The sequence below is a fragment of the Flavobacterium sp. ov086 genome, from assembly GCF_900187965.1.
In the GTDB taxonomy this organism is placed as follows: domain Bacteria; phylum Bacteroidota; class Bacteroidia; order Flavobacteriales; family Flavobacteriaceae; genus Flavobacterium.
Genome location: NZ_FZNL01000018.1, coordinates 109356 through 130258 on the forward strand (window position 1 = coordinate 109356; position 20903 = coordinate 130258).

Genomic DNA, 20903 nt, shown 5'->3' on the forward strand with positions numbered 1-20903 from the left:
AAAATGCAAATTTGCACTTCAATAATAAAGCTCATGCCAACAATTTCACTCAAAGGCAGAAACATGCCCGAATCACCGATACGTAAACTTGCTCCTTATGCAGATCTTGCAAAACAAAAAGGACATAAAGTGTATCATTTAAACATTGGTCAACCAGATATCAAGACACCCGAAGTGGCCATCGAGGCGGTAAAAAATATTGATTTAACTATTATAGAATACAGTCCGTCTGCCGGATATGAAAGTTATAGAAAAAAATTAGCAAAATTTTACCAACGCCAAAACGTAAATGTAAACCCAGAAGACATCATTGTTACTACAGGTGGTTCTGAAGCCTTATTATTTGCACTAGCCACAATTACAGATCCAGGAGATGAAATCATTATTCCTGAGCCTTTTTACGCCAATTATCATGCATTTGCGTCATCAACCAGTGCAACGGTAATTCCTGTAATTTCGACAATCGAAAGTGCTTTTGCATTGCCAAGCATTGAAACTGTAGAAAAACTAATTACACCAAAAACTAAAGCTATTTTAATTTGTAATCCTGGTAATCCAACAGGTTATTTATACTCTGAATCAGAAATTAAACAACTCGCAAGCTTAATCAAAAAGCATGATTTGTATTTAATTGCTGACGAAGTTTATCGTGAATTTTTGTACGATGGAGATGATGTTCATTATTCTGTAATGAATCTTGAAGATGTACAGCAAAACGTAATCATGGTAGATTCAGTTTCAAAACGTTACAGTATGTGTGGCGCAAGAATTGGATGTTTGGTCACTAAAAACAAAGATGTTTTGGCAACTGTAATGAAATTTGCCCAAGCACGTTTGAGCCCGCCAACAATCGAACAAATTGCATGCGAAGCTGCAATAGATACTCCGCAAAGTTATTTTGACGAAGTAATTTCAGAATATAAAGAACGTCGCGATACTTTAATTACCGAATTAAACAAAATTGAAGGCGTAATTGTAACTAAACCAAAAGGTGCTTTTTATTGTATTGCACAATTGCCAATTGACAATTCAGAAGATTTTGCACAATGGCTTTTAGAAAGTTATGATCTTAATGGAGAAACTGTAATGGTTGCTCCTGCTGCCGGTTTTTACTCGACTCCGGGAATGGGACTTAATCAGGTAAGAATTGCTTATGTCTTGAATAAGAAAGATTTAATTACTGCTGTAAACATTTTAAAAGAAGCTCTTTTGGTTTACAACAGAAAATAAGAACAATAATAAAAGCATTCAAAAGACAATAACTCCTTATGTTATTGTCTTTTGTGTTTAAAAAAAACAGCAAATTAGTTTTAATTTAAATTATATCCAAAAAGGAGTAATTAAATAGTAAAAACGATAGAAAAGGTTTGCTTTTTATTAATTATCTTTACCGCCTTAAAAAGAAATACCCATACTAATAGTAGTTTTTAATGACAAATAACGAAGATTTTTTAGACGAAATAGGAGACAATCATTTTAGTAGTAATGCGAAAAACCCTTTAAGACAGGATGCTTTTGACTTAACTGATGATGAAAAAATAGAAAAAATAAAAAAAGATGTTGAAAACATTCTGCAAACACTTGGAATGGATTTGACTGATGACAGCATAAAAGGTACTCCAAACCGAGTAGCTAAAATGTTTGTAAAGGAGATTTTTGGTGGTTTAAACCCTTCAAGACAGCCAAAAGCTTCAACTTTTGAAAATAACTACAAATACGGTGAAATGCTTGTAGAGAAAAACATTACTGTTTATTCTACTTGCGAACACCATTTACTGCCAATTATCGGTAGAGCACACGTAGCTTATATTTCTAACGGAAGAGTTATTGGTTTATCTAAAATGAACCGAATTGTAGAATATTATGCCAAAAGACCTCAGGTTCAAGAGCGTTTGACAATGCAGATTGTTCAGGAACTACAAAAAGCTTTAGGTACTGAAGATGTTGCCTGCGTTATTGATGCAAAACATCTGTGCGTTAACTCAAGAGGAATCAAAGATATCGAAAGCAGCACTGTAACTTCTGAATTTGGTGGTAAATTTAAAGATCCTCAAACAAAACGAGAACTATTAGATTACATTAAATTAGATACTCAGTTTTAGTTTAATCGGGAAATCGTTAATTTGTTTAATCGCTTCATAGCAAATCTTCTATTTTCGATTAAACAAATCAACAATTAAACAACAAAACATGTATACTTTTTCGTTTGAAAAGTTAGAAGTTTGGCAAAACTCAAGAATGTTTATTTTGGATATTTATAAATTAACTAGTAAATTTCCATCAAATGAATTGTTCGGAATAACTTCTCAAATAAAAAGAAGCTCCTCCTCAATTGCGACAAACATTGCAGAAGGAACTTCGAGAAATACGAATAAAGACAAAGCTCATTTTTTGACAATATCTTATTCATCAGCAATGGAAACTTTAAATAATTTGATTATTTCTAAAGATTTAAAACATCTATCTGAGAATGAATAAATCGAGTCTCGTGAGAAAATTGAAAAAATTTGCACTCAGATAAATAGTTTAAAAAAATACTATCTTTCTAAAGAATAATAAAGCTGATAAAACACCATTAAACGTTTGCACGATTAAACAGTAAAAGAAAATATGCCACTATATACAAGTCAACATCTAAAAATATACAATTCACTTTCGGGTGAAAAAGAAAATTTCAACCCAATTCATGAAGGAAATGTTGGAATGTATGTTTGTGGACCTACAGTTTACAGCAATGTACACTTAGGAAATGTGAGAACATTTATGTCTTTTGACGTGATATTCAGGTATTTTTTACATCTTGATTATAAGGTTCGTTATGTGCGAAACATTACTGATGTTGGACATATTGTTGACGATGTGGATGAAGGAGAGGATAAAATTGCCAAAAAAGCCCGTTTAGAGCAACTGGAACCTATGGAAGTTGTGCAGCGCTATACGGTAGATTTTCATGACATTTTGAAGTCATTTAATTTTTTACCACCAAGTATTGAACCAACCGCTACTGGACACATTATTGAGCAAATTGAAATCATCAAAAAAATTATCGATACCGGAATTGGCTATGTAGCCAACGGATCGGTATATTTTGATGTCGTAAAATATAACGAAACCAACAATTACGGAGTTTTAAGTGGCCGAAACATCGAAGATATGCTAGCCAATACCCGTGATCTTGATGGACAATCAGACAAAAGAAATCCGCAGGATTTTGCACTTTGGAAAAAAGCAGAACCGGAACATATCATGAGATGGCCTTCGCCTTGGAGTGATGGGTTCCCAGGCTGGCATCTTGAATGTACTGCTATGAGCACCAAATATCTTGGGAATCATTTTGATATTCACGGTGGTGGAATGGATTTGAAATTCCCTCATCACGAATGTGAAATCGCACAAAATGAAGCTTGTACTGGTCAATCTCCGGTAAATTATTGGATGCACGCCAACATGCTTACTTTGAACGGTAAAAAAATGGCGAAATCTACTGGAAATAACATTTTACCAGGTGAGATTTTAAGCGGAAATAACAATATTTTAAGCAAAGCTTTTTCTGCATCTGTAACACGTTTTTTCATGTTGCAGGCACATTACAGAAGCATTTTAGATTTTTCTGATGATGCAATTGTTGCTGCCGAAAAAGGTTATAAAAGATTAATGGAAGCTGTTGATGCTTTACCAACTATTACCGCAAGCGCAACAAGCTCGATAGACATCAATTCCTGGAAACAATTGTGCTACGATGCCATGAACGACGATTTTAATACTCCTATTTTAATCGCGCAATTATTCGAGGCCGTTCGCTATATCAATTTATTGAAAGAAGGAAAAGAAACGATTTCTGCAGAAGATCTAAAAACACTTACAGAAGCAATTAAAGCTTTTGTTTTTGACGTTTTAGGCTTAAGCGATGAAAAAGCAGCAGACGCTAATAACGATAAATTAGAAGGTGTTGTTAATATGCTTATCGGAATGAGAAACCAAGCCAGAGCTGATAAAAACTTTGCACTTTCTGACCAAATTCGTGATCAGTTGATTGCTTTAGGTATTCAGTTGAAAGACGGGAAAGAAGGCACAAGCTTCTCTATATAATCAATTCATTTTCTAATAAATCATGAAAGTAATTACTCCATTTGTTTTATTAGTGCGCTTCTATCAAACTGCAATTTCACCTTTTACACCGGCGTCTTGCAGATTCGAGCCAACATGCTCGAGTTACATGATTGAAGCACTTCAAAAACATGGATTATTTTACGGAGGCTACTTGGGTATGAAACGTATTTTAAGTTGTCATCCTTGGGGAAGAACAGGCTATGATCCCGTTCCGGAGAAGAAATGTTCACACAAACATTAACTTTTTATAATGAGGAACTCTACTTTAAATATTTATTTTTACAACCAATAAAAAAATACAATACTACATGACACACGCCTTAAACATCGTTTGGAACCCTTCAGAAGGAATCGATTTAGGATTTTTTATGATTCGTTATTACAGCTTAATGTTTGTAATTGCTTTTGGTTTAGGATGGTTCCTAATGAAAAAAATCTTTGAACGCGAAAACGAATCATTAGAAAAATTAGACTCTTTATTTGTTTGGACCGTTCTGGCAACTTTAATAGGTGCACGTTTAGGACATGTTTTCTTTTACGATTGGGAATATTTCAGAAATCATTTATTAGAAATCTTTTTACCATTTAGATTCGAGCCAAAATTTGAGTTTACAGGTTTTCAAGGTTTAGCAAGTCATGGTGCTGCAATCGCAATCATTGTTGCAATGTACTATTATAGTAAAAAGATCTTAAAACGTCCTTTATTATGGATTTTAGACCGTGTGGTTATTCCAGTAGCAAGCGGTGCCATTTTTGTACGTTTAGGAAACTTTTTCAATTCTGAAATCATCGGACACGAAACTACATCGCCATTTGGGATTCGTTTTTTACACGATCAATTCAGTAAAGCCGAAGCTGTAGAAAAAACACAAATTGCCAATCCTAAAGATGCTTATACTGCAATTGCAACAGATCCTAAATTTGCTAATCTATTAGCAGAGGTTCCGGCAAAACATCCAACACAGTTATATGAAGGATTTTGCTATATTTTTGTCTTTGCGATTTTATATTTCCTATACTGGAAAACAAATGCAAGACTTAAATCAGGATATCTTTTCGGATTGTTTTTAGTTCTTTTATTCGCAGTACGTTTTGTTGTAGAATTTGTAAAAGAGAGCCAAGGCGGAATCGAAGAAGAATTAGGTCTTTTCTCAACTGGACAATGGTTAAGTATTCCGTTTATTATTATTGGTCTTTTCTTTATCATTAGAGCACAAAGAAATCCTTTAGCAGCGTCTTAAAATAACATTTCGAGATACAAAACGCCCAATTATCGTTGAGATATTGGGCGTTTTTTTTTATAAGCAATACGAAACACCTATTTCAATATTTTTGGTATTATAACCCTCATTTTCGCTATTTATTCCCGCATTTGAAACATGCCGAACACTTGGACGTATATCAAACCTAAACTGATTCACATTTGCCGAAACTCCAAGTGCTAAAACATCTGCAAAAGCAAACCCATTAGACATTCGCTCCGTTTCTTTATCTGTAATCATTGGTCCAATACTTCCTAAAACATATATTGAAAACACTTCACCAATTGGCCTTCTTATTAAAAATCCAAGATTTAAAACATACTCATGAATATCCTTCAATTGTGTATATTCTTCTCTTTTATGAATATAGTCAGGTGTTTCAGGCTTTACAAAGTACAGATTAAGCAATTGATGTGTACCAAAGTTAACTTCAGGCTGAACCAGAATTTCATATTGAAAATGTTTCGTTTCTTTTACTTTATAATACAGTTGAACTTTATAAAAATGATTTGTAAAAGTATAGTTCCCATTATTAAACTCACTCCCAAAACCATAATCAAATCCTATTGCAATTTTACTGTTTTTATCCTGCGCAAAAATTGCATTTGCACCTAAAAGAAATAACAAAAAATATAGTAGTTTTTTAATCATAAATAAACTTTTACACTTTAAATATAGCACAAAAAAAAGACCCAACTTTTGTTGGGTCTTTTTAATATATTTAAGCAATTAATTATGCTTTATTGTGTTTGTCTTCAATTGTGTGTTTCTCATCTTTAGAGATCGTGTCAACCAATACTGGTGTAGCGATAAATAATGAAGAATAAGTTCCTACAACAATACCTACTAACATCGCAAAGATAAATCCTCTGATAGATTCTCCTCCAAAAACAAACATTGTCAATAATACAATGATCATCATTAATGACGTATTCAACGTTCTTGATAAAGTAGTATTAATAGAAGCGTTTACGATATCTTCGAAACTACCTTTACGGTTTCCGATGATAAACTCTCTAACCCTATCAAATACAATTACAGTATCATTCATAGAATAACCAATTACGGTAAGGATTGCAGCGATAAAGTGCTGATCCATTTCCATATGGAAAGGCATGAATTTATAACATAAAGAGTAGATACCTAATACAAAGATAACGTCGTGCGCTACTGCTGCGATCGCTCCTAATGAATATTGCCATTTACGGAAAGAAACCATTAAGTATAAGAAGATTGCCGCCATTGCACCAAGAACTGCCCAGTATGAGTTAGTTTTGATATCCTCAGAGATAGAAGCTCCAACTTTAGAAGATTGTAAAACTCCGATCTTTTTACCATCAAATGTGTTAGTGAATTTCTCATAAGTAACATTAGGGAAATATTTCGCCAATGCATCATATAATTTTTTGTTCACTTCTTCATCAACAGCAACACCGTCTTCTTTAATCTTGTACTTAGTTGTGATTTTTAATTGATCATCATCACCTAAAATTTTAGCTTCAACCGGAGTTCCAAAAGCAGCAGATAATTCATCTGATACTACAGTAGGATCGATTGGTTTTTCAAATTTAACCTGGAATGTTCTTCCTCCAACAAAATCAACACCTTCATCTAATCCGTTAACGAAGAAGATAGAAACTAAACTTACTACAACTACAATAGAAGAGAAGATATAAGTGAATTTTTTGATTTTAATAAAGTCAAAGTGGAAATTAGTAAACCAGTTTTTAGTAATGTTTGTAGAGAAAGTTAAATCTCCTTTTCCAGCAATATTTCTATCGATGAAAATTCTAGCAATAAAGATTGATGTAAACATTGAAGTTACAATACCAATAAGCAAAGTTAAAGCGAAACCTTTAATTGGTCCTGTTCCAAAAATAAACAAGATAGCTCCAGTTAAAACGTGCGTAACGTTTGCATCAATAATAGAACGCATTGCTCCATGCCATCCGTAAGAAGCTACAACAGCTTCAGATAAAGATTTACCTTCACGCAATTCTTCTTTTGCTCTTTCAAATATAATAATGTTCGCATCTACCGCCGTACCTAATGTTAATACGATACCTGCAATACCCGGCAATGTCAATACAAAACCAAAACTTGCCATGATTCCGAACAAGAAAAGTAAGTTCAATAATAACGCTAAGTTAGCATACCAACCAGCTTTACCATAATAGAATACCATCCATAAACAAACTAATAAAAATCCAATTACAGATGACATTGTTCCAGCATCAATAGCAGCCTGACCTAAAGATGGTCCTACAACTGTTGATTGAATAATATCTGCAGAAGCCGGTAATTTACCTGCATTCAAAATGTTAGCTAAATCTTTAGTTTCAGCAACGTCAAAAGAACCTGTAATTTCAGATCTTCCACCAGCAATTGGTCCACTAGTTACTCCAGGTGCAGAGTAAACTACGTTATCCAAAACAATAGCAATATAACTTTTTTGAGAAAAAGCTCTTCCTGTTAATTCTTCCCAGATTTTAGCACCTTGGCTGTTCATTTGCATAGAAACAGCTGGTTTTCCTAATTGGTCAAAAGTATCTTTTGCATCAGTTACAACACCACCAGCCATAGCAGGAGTATTATCTCTGTTTCCTTTTAAAGCATATAATTCAACTGCTTCAATATCTTTTTGTTTAGCATCTTTAATAGTAGTTGGTTTACTCCAAACAAATTTTGCATTGTGTTGGTCAGCACCTAATAAGATTCTAATATCTTGTCTTTTTAAATATCCATTGATAACAGCAGTATCTTTTGGAGCGAAGTAACCTAAAACTGGTCCACCACCTTGACCAATCATTTTGTCAAATAATGGATTGTTTCCTTTTTTAGTATCAATAGAATCTTTAGCATCAGTCAATAAAGCATTCAATGAATCTTTAGCAACAGTTTTAGTTTCTGTTTTTTTGATTTCAGTCTTTTTAAGTGCTTCGTTAGCAGCTACTAAAAAGTTTCCAACTTCTTCAATTTTATAAGTTTCCCAAAACTCTAATTGAGCTTTTCCTCCTAATAATTTTTTAATTCTATCAACATCTTTAGCACCTGGAAGCTCAACTAAGATTCTTCCTGTTTCTCCTAATTTTTGGATGTTTGGTTGCGTAACTCCAAATTTGTCAATACGCTCTCTTAATACTTTATAAGCACTTTCAACAGACTCATCAACCTTTCTTTTTATTACTTTTTGAACTTGTGAATCTGACATTTGAAAATCAATTCCACCTTCTCCTTGTAAACCTCTGTTTGCAAAAATATCCGGCGAAGCTAATTTTGTAGTTCCGTTTGAATTCGCTTCAAAAGCTTCAAAAAACTTATTTAAATAGGTTTTGTTTCCTTCTAAATTTGCACTTGCATCAGCTAATGATTTATTAAATACCGGATTTTTAGAATTGTTTGCTAATCCTTTTAAAACGTCTTTAATAGAAATTTGTAGAATCACGTTGATTCCTCCTTCTAAGTCAAGACCTTTGTTTAGTTGTTTGTTTTTTACTTCATTATAAGTAAAATCCGTGAAACCAAGATTGTAAACTTTTACTTTACCAATAGAATCTAAATATTTTAGCTCTTTATCAGGATTGTCCCCTGCAAAAGCTTTAGCTTCACTTTTGACGCTGTTTGCCACAAAAGTGAACGAAAGTTGGTAAATACTTACCAATGCAAATAGAATTGCGAAAAATTTAATAAGTCCTTTATTCTGCATTATTACTAAAAATTAATTATGTTTTATTGTTTGTTTTTTGTTTTAAAGTCCCATAAAATAAGCCCTGACATGAGTTTTTAAAACTAAAAAATCGAGATCACGAATTACAACATTTTTTTTAAACCGAGCAAATATATAATTAACGAAAACATTAACCAATTTATTTATTAATTAATCTTAAAAAAAAGACTGCAAAAGTGCAGTCTTCTCCTTTTTTTTCGAAAATCGTTATACTAAAATCGATTTTAAAGCATCATTCATTCCACGAACTGCATCTGCACTTTTAGCAAATAAAGCCTTCTCCTGCTCGTTTAATTTGATGTCTAAAATTTCTTCAACTCCGTTTTTACCTATTATACAAGGCACTCCTATACATATATCGTTTTGACCGTATTCTCCTTCTACAAAAACAGAGCATGCAATCATTTTCTTTTGATCATTTAAGATACTGTCCACTAAATAAGCCACAGAAGCTCCTGGCGCATACCAAGCCGATGTCCCCAAAAGACCTGTAAGCGTCGCTCCTCCTACCATTGTATCTGCAGCAACTTTTTGCAAAGCTTCTTCTGAAAGAAATTCTGTTACCGGAATTCCATTATAAGACGCTAAACGTGTCAACGGAATCATAGTTGTATCACCATGTCCACCAATAACCATTGCAGAGATATCATTTGCAGGTTTATCAAGAGCCAAAGAAAGATACGTTCTAAAACGAGAACTATCTAACGCTCCACCCATACCAATAATTCTGTTTTTTGGTAATCCTGTAGCTTTTAAAGCTAGATATGTCATAGTATCCATTGGGTTAGAAACTACAACTATTATTGTATTTGGAGAATGTTTCAGTACGTTTTCGGCAACTGTTTTTACAATTCCTGCATTTATACCTATTAATTCTTCGCGAGTCATTCCTGGTTTTCTTGGAATTCCTGATGTAATAACTACTACATCACTTCCGGCAGTTTTAGAATAATCGTTGGTTACACCAGATACTTTGGTATTAAAACCTGTATTTGTTGCACATTGCATAATATCCAACGCTTTCCCTTCGGCAAAACCTTCTTTAATATCCAACAACACTACTTCGCTTGCAATTCCTCTATAAGAAATAACATCTGCACATGTAGCTCCAACATTTCCTGCTCCTACAATGGTAACTTTCATATTTTATACTTTATCGGTTATTAATTAATTCGTTTATTTTATAAATCGACAATTCGTTTAATTGTTTAGTAAATTTAAACAATTAAACGAATTGTAGTGTTAAAATTTATTATGCATCGATGTTTGCGTAAACAGCATTTTTCTCAATAAATTCTCTACGTGGCGGTACCTCATCTCCCATTAACATTGAGAAAACTCTATCAGCTTCAGCTAAACTATCAATAGTTACCTGACGTAGAGTTCTGAAGCTTGGATCCATTGTGGTTTCCCATAATTGCTCCGCATTCATCTCTCCAAGACCTTTATAACGTTGGATAGCTGCACTGCCTCCCATTCTCTCATTCGCCTGATCACGCTGAACGTCATTCCATGCGTATTCTTTTTTGTTTCCTTTTTTAACTAAATATAAAGGTGGAGCTGCAATGTAAACGTGACCTTCTTCGATCAATTCTTTCATGAAACGGAAGAAGAACGTTAATATTAAGGTAGAAATGTGACTACCATCGACATCGGCATCACACATGATGATTACCTTATGATATCTAAGTTTTTCAAGATTTAAGGCTTTACTGTCTTCTGCTGTACCAACGGTAACTCCAAGAGCGGTAAAGATATTACGAATCTCTTCGTTTTCGAATACCTTATGGTGCATCGCTTTCTCCACATTCAAAATCTTACCACGTAATGGTAAAATTGCCTGAAAGTTACGATCACGACCTTGTTTTGCTGTTCCACCAGCCGAATCTCCCTCGACAAGGTAAACCTCACATCTCGCAGGATCCTGCTCAGAACAATCTGAAAGTTTTCCTGGCAATCCACCGCCACCCATAACAGTTTTACGCTGTACCATTTCACGTGCTTTTTTAGCAGCGTGACGTGCCTGAGCAGCCAAAATCACTTTTTGGATAATGATACGGGCATCATTTGGATTTTCTTCCAAATAATTCTCTAACATTTCTCCAACAGCCTGAGAAACCGGAGAAACTACTTCTCTGTTTCCTAATTTTGTTTTGGTTTGTCCTTCGAATTGTGGCTCTTGTACTTTTACCGAAATAATAGCAGTTAATCCTTCACGGAAGTCATCTCCCGCAATTTCGAATTTCAATTTATCCAACATTCCGGATGCATCTGCGTATTTTTTAAGGGTTCTTGTCAAACCACTTCTAAAACCTTGTAAATGCGTTCCTCCTTCGTGTGTATTAATATTATTTACGTATGAGAAAATATTCTCTGTATAACTTGTATTATAAATTAAGGCAACCTCAACTGGAATCTCCCCTTTTTCGTGATCCATGCTGATAACATGAGAAATAATTGGCTCACGGTTACCATCTAAATAACGAATGTATTCTTTAAGACCTTCGTCAGAATGAAATACTTCAACTTTAAATTCACCTTTGTCATCTACTTCTCTTTTATCAGTAAATGTAATTGTGATTCCTTTGTTTAAGAAAGAAAGTTCACGCATACGAGCTGATAATGTATCATAAGAGAACTCTGTAGTTTGAGTAAAGATCGTATCATCAGGATAGAAAGTCTGACGCGTACCTCTTTTATCAGTTTCTCCTATTTGTTTAACTGGATATATTGCTTTACCTCTTTCGTATTCTTGTTCGTAGATTTTACCTTCTCTAAAAACGGTAGATTTCATATGAACTGAAAGTGCATTTACAACCGAAACCCCAACACCGTGTAAACCTCCCGAAACTTTATAAGAATCTTTGTCAAATTTACCTCCGGCACCAATTTTAGTCATTACTACCTCAAGTGCAGAAACACCTTCTTTTTTATGTAAATCAACTGGAATACCACGACCGTTATCTTCAACTGTTACTGAACCATCTTCGTTAATTGCAACACCAATGGTATCACAATGTCCTCCCATCGCCTCATCAATAGAGTTATCAACAACCTCATAAACCAAATGATGTAGACCTCGAACCCCCACATCTCCAATATACATCGATGGACGCATTCTTACGTGCTCCATTCCTTCTAATGCCTGAATACTATCTGCTGAATAATTGTTCTTCTTGATTTCTTCGCTCATATAATTTATTCTAAAAAATGTAATTATTGTCTAACACGCAAATATATAAAAACGCAAATTATATATCCGTTAAAATACAACTTAAAGCAGTTAAGTTATCAACACAATTAGCTAAAAAACCAAAAAATAAATTCTAAATCGGAAATAAATCGCATTTTTTTAAAATTCCAAAATTTTAAATTGAAATTCCACAAAACAAATTCCAAATTCCAAACCTTTAAATCGAAATTTCAAAAACGAAAAATGACACAAAAGCAAAATCCGAAATAACAATTTAATGTCATTTCGGATTTATAATCTACCCCAATTTGGAATTTCAAAAAATTGGAATTTTATTGTTTATGATTTCTTATTAAAATCTCCCGCATAAATTGATGTCATTTTTTCTAAGCTTAAATACTTTCTTAAAACAGCATTTACGTCTTCTACTTTCAAAGCTTTAACTTTAGATTCAAGATCATCGTAATCCTCTAAAGGAATTCCGTATTGAAGATATTTATTTGTCAAACTAATCAACATCATATCATTTCCTAATCTTGTTTTTCTTTCGTTAAGCCAGCTTCCTAAATTTGATTTTAATTCCTCGGCTGTAAATCCATCTTTTAAAGCTTTTGTAATTTCTTCTTTAGTTGCTGCTTCAACTGCTCCTTTTTTCGTTGGATTTAAGAACGCATAATACTCCCAGAAAGCAACATCATTTGTAACAGGAACATCAATAAAAGAACCTGCACCGTAGCTGATTCCTTCTTTTTCTCTCAATCTCATTGGGATTCTTGCACTCAAAAACCCACCGCTTCCTAAAATTTCATTTGCCATTACAAATGCAGGATAATCTGGGCTTTTTACATTCATTTTAAAAGCAATTTTACCTGTCGCAACCGCATTTTCCTTGTCTGGAGTAATATAATCTTTGTCTAACTTTTTAGTCTCTGAAAACGTTGGCAAAGCAAGAACATATTTAGATTTAGAATTCCATTTGCCAAAAGTATTTTCCAGAATTTGTCCTGTTTCTTTAGCATCCAAATCTCCAACAACAGTTCCCAATCCGTTATTTCCTCCAAAGATATTTTTATAGAAATCAACAATTTCAGATTGCTTTATTTTCTTGTAAGCATCAATTTGTTCCTGAACTGTCGAGGTATAAAAAATACTTCCTTTTGGATAATTCGATGTCAATCTTGAAACCTCGATAAAAGCAATAGACTGAGGATCATTTAGACTTGATTCTAAATAAGTATTGTACTCATTGATAGTTTTTGTAAGTTCATTTTCAGGAAAAGTAGAATTAACCAATAAATCTCCCACAATCTCCATTACTCCTTTAAAACTATCTTTGTAAGTATTGATATTAATTGATAAAGTCTGTCCTGAATAATCAAAATTTACGCTTGATTTTAACTGATCTAATTGATCACTAATCTGCTCTTTGGTTCTTGTTTTTGTACCTGTTTTCAATAATTGAGCAAGAATAGATCCTATATCCTCTTTTCCTTCCAACTCCTTTTCATTACTTACCGGAAATTTAAAACTAGCCTGAACTTTTCCTCCCTTTATCTCTTTTTTGATTAAACCGTATTTTGCGCCGTTACTTAATTTACCTTCTGCAAAATTCTGTTTTAAATTTTTGATAGAAGCTTCAAATGCAGCAGCTTCTTTTTCTAAAGCTTTTCCTTTATAATCTTTCGTTAAAGCAACGATTTGCTCATCTGTATATTCAACAGGTTTTACTCTTTGCTCATCTTTAGACGGAATAAAAATCCCAACTGTTCTATTATTACTTCTGAAATATTTATCTGCAACTCTTTGAATATCTTCTTTAGTCAAATTTTCGACTGCATCTCTATACATAAATCCCAATCTATAATCTCCTGCTCCAATAATTTCAGTAAGATTTATGGCAAATGAAACAGTATTGTTTTTTATACCATCAAGTTGTTTGATAATTTTTGCTTTGGCTCTCGTTACATCTTCATCCGTATATTTAGTCGTTGCTATTTTATCCAACTCTGTTCTAACTATATCTTTAGTTGCTTTAACATCTTTATCATTAGGTACTGCAACTCCAAAATAAATATAACTCGCATCTCTTGTTGTTGGCTGCCAATAATAGATACTGGACACTTTTTGAGTCTCTATTAATGATTTATATAAATATCCGGATGGATCCGAAGTTAAAATTTCGCCCAAAGCATCAATTGCAGCATAGTCTTTATCTACATAAGCCGCTGTGTGATACAAAGCACCAATGTTTTTACTGTCTCCGGCTCTGTTTAGCTCTACATATTTTTCACCATCTTGTGCAGGCTCAACTGTATAAGTCTTATCCAGAACTCTTTTAGGTCTTGGAATAGCTCCAAAATATTGCCCAACATATTGCAACGCTCTTTGCTCATCAAACTTACCGGCAATTATCAAAGTTGAATTGTCCGGTTGATAATATTTTTCATAAAAAACTCTAAGCGTAGTTGCTTTTACTCTTTCGATATCTTCTTTACTTCCAATAGTGCTTTTCCCGTAATTGTGCCACAAATAAGCCGACGAAAGTATTCTTTCCTGTAAAACACGATCCGGATTATTCTCTCCAATTTCAAATTCGTTTCTTACCACAGAAAACTCTTTTGATAAATCCTCTTGTAAAATAGTTGCGTTGATCATTCGATCCGCTTCCATTTCGATACTCCATTTTAGATTTTCATCACTTGAAGGAAAAACTTCGTAATAATTGGTTCGGTCAAGCCAAGTTGTTCCGTTAGCATTTCCACCTTTATCAGAAAGCATTTTTTTAATATCTCCTAAATTTTTGGTACTTTTAAAAAGCATGTGCTCTAACAAATGCGCCATACCTTTCTCGCCATAACCTTCATTTCTTGAACCTACATTGTAAACAATATTTACAACCATATTGCTTTGAGAAGCATCAGGAATCAAAAGGACTTTTAGTCCGTTATTCAAAGTATATTCCTTAACACCTTCTACGTTTTTAATGTATTTGGGCGCTTCAGATTTTTGTGCATAAACTGAACTCAATGAAGCCAATGAGCAGTAAAGAATTCCACTTAGTAATAAGTTTCTCATAGATTATTGTTAAAGGATTAGTTAATTCTTGGTAATCAAATATAGTATTTTTCCTAAACACGAACCATCAATATTAACTTAGTTTTAATAATTTATGGCAAACCTCAATCTAAATTAATATCATAAAAAAATCCGAAACGACATTTAAAATGTTCATTTCGGATCTTATCTTTTATTATTCGAATTCCCAGTAGAATTCAAACATTGGAATTTGGAATTTTAATATATTGGAATTTCTCCACTTTAAACTGTCATTCCTGATTTTACAGTTTCAAAATTTCCTTCTTTGTGAGCAGCGTTTGCTCTTCCGCTTGGATCTTGATTTTCCTGCCATTTCGGAATCCATTTACGAACCGTTTGCGCAGCGCTAATTTGTGGATAATATTTATGAAAAATAGATCTGTACAAATATGCTTCTTTTGTTGTTGGAGAATTATACGGAAATTCAGCACTTGCCCCAGCCAATTGCTCGTCTGAAATTTGAGTAGAACAATGTTCCATCAATTCATCAATCCAATTATATCCAACTCCATCAGAAAATTGTTCTTTTTGACGCCATAAAACATCTTCTGGTAAATATGGATTTTCAGGCGTATCAAATGCTTTTCTTAAAATATATTTTTCGATACCTTCATAAGTTTTTGGTTGCTTTTCTTCTGGTTTGATACGAATAGTAGCATCCAGAAACGCAGTATCCAAAAACGGAACTCTAGTCTCTATACCATTTGCCATTGTAGATTTATCTGCACGCAACAAATCGGCTGTAAATAATTTTTGAACTCTTTCGATTGTTTCTTTCTGAAATTCTTCTGTCGATGGTGCATTTCTAAAATACAAATGACCTCCAAAAACTTCGTCAGCTCCTTCACCTGAAAGAATTACTTTAATTCCTTTTCCAGCAATTGCTTTTGATAACAAATACATTGGCACACTGGCTCTAACCGAAATTATATCGTAAGTCTCAATATCGTAGATTATCTTTTCTAAAAGCTCAATTCCTTCTTTTACAGAAAAATGAATTTCATGATGTTCCGTACCTAAAAATTCGGCAGCTCTTCTTGCCGCTTTAGCATCCGGTGCATCAGCATCTAAAGCAATTGAAAACGAATGAAGTGTTTTTCCACTCTCCTTCAACAAACGAGAAGAAATTGCAGAAATCAAAGAAGAGTCCAAACCTCCTGAAAGTAATACTCCAACAGGCATTTCACTCATTAAACGCTTACGAACAGCTTCTGTAAATGTAGTTCTGATCACATCTAAATCAAGATCATTGGTAGCATTTTCATAATCCTCATATTCCGGTTGGTAATATTTTACAAATCCTTTTTTAGGCGTATAATAATGTCCCGGAGGGAAAGTTGAAAATGTTTTACACTGATCAGCGATTGGTTTCATTTCAGACGAAAAATAGATTCTTCCTCTTTCATCCAAACCGTAATATAAGGGTTTTACTCCAATTGGATCTCGTCCCGCAATATAGTTGTCGCCATCTACAACTACAAAAGCAAAATCTCCATCAAGCATATTGCAAAAATCATTTCCAAATTCTTCGTACAAATGCACAATCACTTCTGAATCTGATTTTGTTCTAAAGGTATGCTCCTTAAGAACCGTATCTTTTAATTCCTGATAATTATAAATTTCTCCATCATGCACCATCCAGGCTTTTTTAGTTCCCTGAATAGGCTGCCTTCCCGACTTCAAATCAATAATCGACAAGCTTTCATGACTCATTATGCTGCCATTTTCCATAATTTGCAAATCATTTTCATCAGGACCGCGATGTGACATTCTTTTAGAAAGCTCTTTTACGAGTTGCGGGTCTTTTCCTTTACCAATAACGGCTAATAATCCAGACATACTATTCTATTTTTTATTTATTCTGTTTTCCAGACACGTCCCATATGACATGTATCAGGTATAAAATCATTGTAATTTGCAGAAAATTAAAAATCAAACTCTGCTTTTCCTCGTTAACCACCTTATAATCAAAGCGATTTAACTTTAATTCGACGAATGTCAAATATAAAAAAGTTAAGTTAAATAATTACCGAAAAATCTTTTTAAGTAACTGAAATTATATAATTTAACAATTTAAGACAAGAAAAACGTCCTCAACCGAGAACGTTCTTCTGCAATTAATATATACTAATTCTAATAATTCAACTTCTATACTTTAGCGTAAGCATCGTCATGAACACTTGCCACTGCTCTTCCTGATGGATCGTTCATGTTTTTGAAAGCTTCATCCCACTCCAAAGCAATTTTTGTACTACAAGCCACACTTGCTTCCTGAGGCACACATAACGCTGCTGCATCACTTGGGAAATGTTCTGCAAAAATAGAACGATAATAATACTCTTCTTTAGAAGTTGGGGTTTGTAACGGGAATTTAAATCTCGCATTTGCCAATTGCTCGTCCGAAACTTCTTTGGCTACAACTTCTTTCAAAGTATCAATCCAGCTGTATCCTACTCCGTCTGAGAATTGTTCTTTTTGTCTCCATGCTACACTTTCAGGCAACATATCTTCGAATGCTTTACGAACTACCCATTTTTCCATCGGATGCTCTTTGTTGATCATTTTATCTTGTGGGTTGATTCTCATCGCCACATCCATAAATTCTTTGTCTAAGAACGGAACACGACCTTCAATTCCCCATGCCGCCAAACTTTTGTTTGCACGTAAACAATCATACATGTGTAATTTACCTAATTTACGAACGTTTTCTTCGTGAAATTCTCTTGCGTTTGGTGCTTTATGGAAGTATAAATACCCTCCAAATAACTCATCAGCACCTTCACCAGACAATACCATTTTGATTCCCATAGATTTAATAACTCTTGCCATTAACCACATTGGAGTTGAAGCTCTAACAGTAGTTACATCATACGTTTCTAAGTTGTAAATCACATCACGAACAGCATCTAAACCTTCTTGAATTGTGAATTTAATTTCGTGGTGAATCGTTCCAATATGTTTTGCTACAATTTGCGCTGCCGCTAAATCAGGAGAACCATCTAACCCTACTGAAAAAGAGTGCAATTGCGGATACCATGCATCTGTTGTATCATCTGACTCAATACGTTTTTGCGCAAATTTTTTGGCTACAGCCGAAGTAATAGACGAATCTAAACCTCCTGAAAGTAAAACTCCGTAAGGAACATCACTCATCAATTGTCTGTGAACCGCAGCTTCAAGCGCTTTTTTAATTTCAGGAATACTTGTTTCGTTGTCTTTTACCGCATCATAATCTGTCCAGTCTCTTTTGTACCATTGTACAAATTCGCCGTCTTTGCTTGTCATATAATGTCCCGGAGGAAACAATTGGATTTTAGTACAATATCCTTCCAAAGCTTTCAATTCAGAAGCTACATAAAAAGTTCCATGCTGATCCCAACCAATATACAATGGAATAATTCCCATGTGATCACGAGCAATAAAATACTCATCTTTCTCAACATCATAAATTGCAAATCCGAAGATTCCGTTCATTTCATCTACAAAATGAGGTCCTTTTTCTCTGTAAAGAGCCAAAATAACTTCGCAGTCACTTTCCGTTTGAAAGTTGTATTTCCCTTCAAATTGTTTACGTAATTCTCTGTGGTTATATATTTCACCATTTGCAGCCAAAACCAATTTTTTATCTTCTGTAAATAAAGGTTGTTTTCCTGAAGCTGGATCTACAATAGCCAAACGCTCATGAGATAAAATTGCTTTATCATTGCTGTAAATTCCGCTCCAGTCCGGTCCACGGTGACGAATGATTTTTGACATCTCTAATACTTGAGGTCTTAAGGTTTCGGCTTTTTGTTTTAGATCAAAGGCACATACGATTCCACACATAACTATATATTTTTATTTTAAATTTTATTCTGATAAGGCAAAGATGCGGTAATGGTTATAATCTAAAAACACAAAACACAAATTCAGTTATAATTTAAAACCATATTTTCGTATTTACATATAAAATGTAAAATTTTGACATAAAAAAAAGCCCGAAACTTAAAAATTTCAATTTCGGGCTCAAACAAAGCACGAAATTCAAGGTTTTAAAGAAATCTTTGAATTAAAATTTGAATTATTTCAGAATCAATAGAAGATTCCCAAAGAGAAGAATAAAAGCTGTTCAGAAATTGTAGTTTTACGATTTATTTGTCATCGTAAGGAATAACATTGCATATCTTTTACGCAAAAATCTTTGTCAAAGTTTTAAACTTTGACAAAGGTCATGTAGAAAATAGTCTATCTACAAAACACTTTCAATCGTATAATGTGTTTTATTAATTTCAAAAGCAAACCCAACCTTATTCCCCATTAAATGAGCTCCAAGTGGAGATTGTGGCGAAAGTGCAATAACATTTATACCGTTTATAGCAATTTTAGGAAGCGCAACACTCACATACAAATAAATTCCGTTGGCTTTTACCAAACTACCCGAAATGATATTTTCAGTTGTTTTTGAGGCATCAATTTTATCTAAAATAGCTTTTTGAGTTATTGCTTCTTTCAGTTTATTAGTTAATTTTTCCTGCTCGATATGCATCATCGACAAAGCCGTTTCATGCTTATCGCCAGCCGAACCTTTTGCATCGTTTTTAGAATCTTCGGTCAAAGCCGAAATCATGTCTCTAAAAACATCTATTCGGTCCTGAACCATTTGTAAATAATAAGAATGTATTTTTTGTTTGAATTCCATTTAAAAAAGGTACTGAGGTTCTAAGTTACAAAGGTGCAAAGGTTTTTTCGCTGCTCCAAAAAAGTTAGCCACGAATTTAGTTAAAAATAATTCGTGAATTCGTGGCTTAAAAACTTTATGTATTAACGCCTTCGTCAAAAATATATTTTAAAAGTTGAATTCCATAAGTTGTTTGCAAAAAAGGCACTAAGTCACAAAGATCGTAAAAAAGTAATTGAAAATTTTATCGTTTTATTTACTCAAAAAATTCAGCTGGATAAACTACTTTTCCATTTACGCCAGACAATCCATTTTCGGTTAAAGTAATGACCATACAATTTTCAGCAGGAACATCAAAAGGCATTTCGATTCCGTATTTATTAGTTAATTCATATCCAAATCTCGGATAATAATTCTCATGTCCTAAAAGTATAATCGATTTATAACCCAATTCTTTTGCAACTTTATGACTATATAAAATTAGTTTTGATCCAACTCCTTTTCCTTGAAATTCCGGCAATACAGAAACTGGAGCCAATGCCAAAGATTCAAATGTTTTCGAATCGTTTTTGATTTCTAATTTCGTCAGCAAAATATGACCAACAATTTTATTTTCGACTTTAGCAACAATTGATAATTCAGGAATAAATACTTCTGATTTTCTTAATTTTTCAACCAAGAATTGTTCTTTATGATCGCTATATTCCTCCTTTTCAAAAGCTTTTTCTACCAATTGAAAAACACTTTTGTAATCATTTTCATTTTCTTTTCTAAGCTTAATTTCCATTTTTTTCAGGTACTAAGGTTCTAAGTTATAAAGGTGCAAAGGTTTTTTACTTCTGCAATTTTTTTCGCCAC

The 20903-nt window shown here is 33.6% G+C and carries 15 protein-coding genes; 6 read left to right on the forward strand and 9 right to left on the reverse strand.

Annotated features, from left to right (window positions below; all coding sequences use genetic code 11):
- The first annotated feature begins 33 nt into the window (after window positions 1-33).
- The 6 genes from CHB81_RS18635 (at window position 34) to lgt (ending at window position 5351) form a co-directional block, all read left to right on the forward strand.
- Window positions 34-1230: a pyridoxal phosphate-dependent aminotransferase gene (locus CHB81_RS18635; RefSeq protein WP_089353346.1), complete on the forward strand. Its 1197-nt coding sequence runs from the start codon at window positions 34-36 to the stop codon at window positions 1228-1230.
- A 200-nt stretch (window positions 1231-1430) separates the two neighbouring features.
- Window positions 1431-2102, forward strand: coding sequence for a GTP cyclohydrolase I FolE (folE, locus tag CHB81_RS18640; protein ID WP_089353347.1), 672 nt, complete (start codon window positions 1431-1433; stop codon window positions 2100-2102).
- Between the two features lie 88 nt (window positions 2103-2190).
- A complete protein-coding gene (locus tag CHB81_RS18645) occupies window positions 2191-2478 on the forward strand; it encodes a four helix bundle protein (RefSeq protein ID WP_089353348.1) in 288 nt (95 codons plus the stop codon).
- Between the two features lie 132 nt (window positions 2479-2610).
- Window positions 2611-4089: a cysteine--tRNA ligase gene (gene cysS, locus CHB81_RS18650; protein WP_089353349.1), complete on the forward strand. Its 1479-nt coding sequence runs from the start codon at window positions 2611-2613 to the stop codon at window positions 4087-4089.
- Between the two features lie 22 nt (window positions 4090-4111).
- A complete protein-coding gene (yidD, locus tag CHB81_RS18655) occupies window positions 4112-4351 on the forward strand; it encodes a membrane protein insertion efficiency factor YidD (RefSeq protein ID WP_089353350.1) in 240 nt (79 codons plus the stop codon).
- Window positions 4352-4418: 67 nt separating this feature from the next.
- The gene (lgt, locus tag CHB81_RS18660) at window positions 4419-5351 is read left to right on the forward strand and encodes a prolipoprotein diacylglyceryl transferase (RefSeq protein ID WP_089353351.1); all 933 of its coding nucleotides are present in this window, start codon (window positions 4419-4421) and stop codon (window positions 5349-5351) included.
- Window positions 5352-5408: 57 nt separating this feature from the next.
- Here lgt and CHB81_RS18665 read toward each other — a convergent pair whose 3' ends face one another.
- From CHB81_RS18665 to CHB81_RS18705, 9 genes are all read right to left on the reverse strand, one after another.
- Complete coding sequence (locus tag CHB81_RS18665) at window positions 5409-6023, reverse strand: acyloxyacyl hydrolase (protein WP_089353352.1); 615 nt, start codon at window positions 6021-6023, stop codon at window positions 5409-5411.
- Window positions 6024-6105: 82 nt separating this feature from the next.
- Window positions 6106-9078: a protein translocase subunit SecDF gene (secDF, locus tag CHB81_RS18670; RefSeq protein ID WP_089353353.1), complete on the reverse strand. Its 2973-nt coding sequence runs from the start codon at window positions 9076-9078 to the stop codon at window positions 6106-6108.
- 228 nt (window positions 9079-9306) lie between these two features.
- Window positions 9307-10242 (reverse strand): malate dehydrogenase, encoded by a 936-nt coding sequence (mdh, locus tag CHB81_RS18675; protein WP_089353354.1) that lies wholly within the window; start codon window positions 10240-10242, stop codon window positions 9307-9309.
- A 109-nt stretch (window positions 10243-10351) separates the two neighbouring features.
- Window positions 10352-12292 carry a DNA topoisomerase (ATP-hydrolyzing) subunit B gene (gene gyrB, locus CHB81_RS18680; RefSeq protein WP_089353355.1) on the reverse strand — a complete coding sequence of 647 codons (1941 nt, stop codon included), beginning with the start codon at window positions 12290-12292 and terminating at the stop codon, window positions 10352-10354.
- 339 nt (window positions 12293-12631) lie between these two features.
- Complete coding sequence (locus CHB81_RS18685) at window positions 12632-15367, reverse strand: pitrilysin family protein (RefSeq protein WP_089353356.1); 2736 nt, start codon at window positions 15365-15367, stop codon at window positions 12632-12634.
- Window positions 15368-15610: 243 nt separating this feature from the next.
- Window positions 15611-17227 carry an asparagine synthase B gene (gene asnB, locus CHB81_RS18690; RefSeq protein WP_089353357.1) on the reverse strand — a complete coding sequence of 539 codons (1617 nt, stop codon included), beginning with the start codon at window positions 17225-17227 and terminating at the stop codon, window positions 15611-15613.
- A gap of 309 nt (window positions 17228-17536) precedes the next feature.
- Window positions 17537-19213, reverse strand: coding sequence for an asparagine synthase B (gene asnB / locus CHB81_RS18695; protein ID WP_089353358.1), 1677 nt, complete (start codon window positions 19211-19213; stop codon window positions 17537-17539).
- Between the two features lie 403 nt (window positions 19214-19616).
- Window positions 19617-20066, reverse strand: coding sequence for a hypothetical protein (locus CHB81_RS18700; protein ID WP_089353359.1), 450 nt, complete (start codon window positions 20064-20066; stop codon window positions 19617-19619).
- 235 nt (window positions 20067-20301) lie between these two features.
- Window positions 20302-20832 (reverse strand): GNAT family N-acetyltransferase, encoded by a 531-nt coding sequence (locus CHB81_RS18705; protein WP_176427548.1) that lies wholly within the window; start codon window positions 20830-20832, stop codon window positions 20302-20304.
- Between the last annotated feature and the right edge of the window lie 71 nt (window positions 20833-20903).

Excerpts from the sequence above, each read along its gene's own strand:
- CHB81_RS18635 (WP_089353346.1), top strand. The coding sequence starts at position 34 with ATGCCAACAATTTCACTCAAAGGCAGAAACATGCCCGAATCACCGATA.
- folE (WP_089353347.1), top strand. The coding sequence starts at position 1,431 with ATGACAAATAACGAAGATTTTTTAGACGAAATAGGAGACAATCATTTT.
- CHB81_RS18645 (WP_089353348.1), top strand. The coding sequence starts at position 2,191 with ATGTATACTTTTTCGTTTGAAAAGTTAGAAGTTTGGCAAAACTCAAGA.
- cysS (WP_089353349.1), top strand. The coding sequence starts at position 2,611 with ATGCCACTATATACAAGTCAACATCTAAAAATATACAATTCACTTTCG.
- yidD (WP_089353350.1), top strand. The coding sequence starts at position 4,112 with ATGAAAGTAATTACTCCATTTGTTTTATTAGTGCGCTTCTATCAAACT.
- lgt (WP_089353351.1), top strand. The coding sequence starts at position 4,419 with ATGACACACGCCTTAAACATCGTTTGGAACCCTTCAGAAGGAATCGAT.
- CHB81_RS18665 (WP_089353352.1), bottom strand. The coding sequence starts at position 6,023 with ATGATTAAAAAACTACTATATTTTTTGTTATTTCTTTTAGGTGCAAAT.
- secDF (WP_089353353.1), bottom strand. The coding sequence starts at position 9,078 with ATGCAGAATAAAGGACTTATTAAATTTTTCGCAATTCTATTTGCATTG.
- mdh (WP_089353354.1), bottom strand. The coding sequence starts at position 10,242 with ATGAAAGTTACCATTGTAGGAGCAGGAAATGTTGGAGCTACATGTGCA.
- gyrB (WP_089353355.1), bottom strand. The coding sequence starts at position 12,292 with ATGAGCGAAGAAATCAAGAAGAACAATTATTCAGCAGATAGTATTCAG.
- CHB81_RS18685 (WP_089353356.1), bottom strand. The coding sequence starts at position 15,367 with ATGAGAAACTTATTACTAAGTGGAATTCTTTACTGCTCATTGGCTTCA.
- asnB (WP_089353357.1), bottom strand. The coding sequence starts at position 17,227 with ATGTCTGGATTATTAGCCGTTATTGGTAAAGGAAAAGACCCGCAACTC.
- asnB (WP_089353358.1), bottom strand. The coding sequence starts at position 19,213 with ATGTGTGGAATCGTATGTGCCTTTGATCTAAAACAAAAAGCCGAAACC.
- CHB81_RS18700 (WP_089353359.1), bottom strand. The coding sequence starts at position 20,066 with ATGGAATTCAAACAAAAAATACATTCTTATTATTTACAAATGGTTCAG.
- CHB81_RS18705 (WP_176427548.1), bottom strand. The coding sequence starts at position 20,832 with ATGGAAATTAAGCTTAGAAAAGAAAATGAAAATGATTACAAAAGTGTT.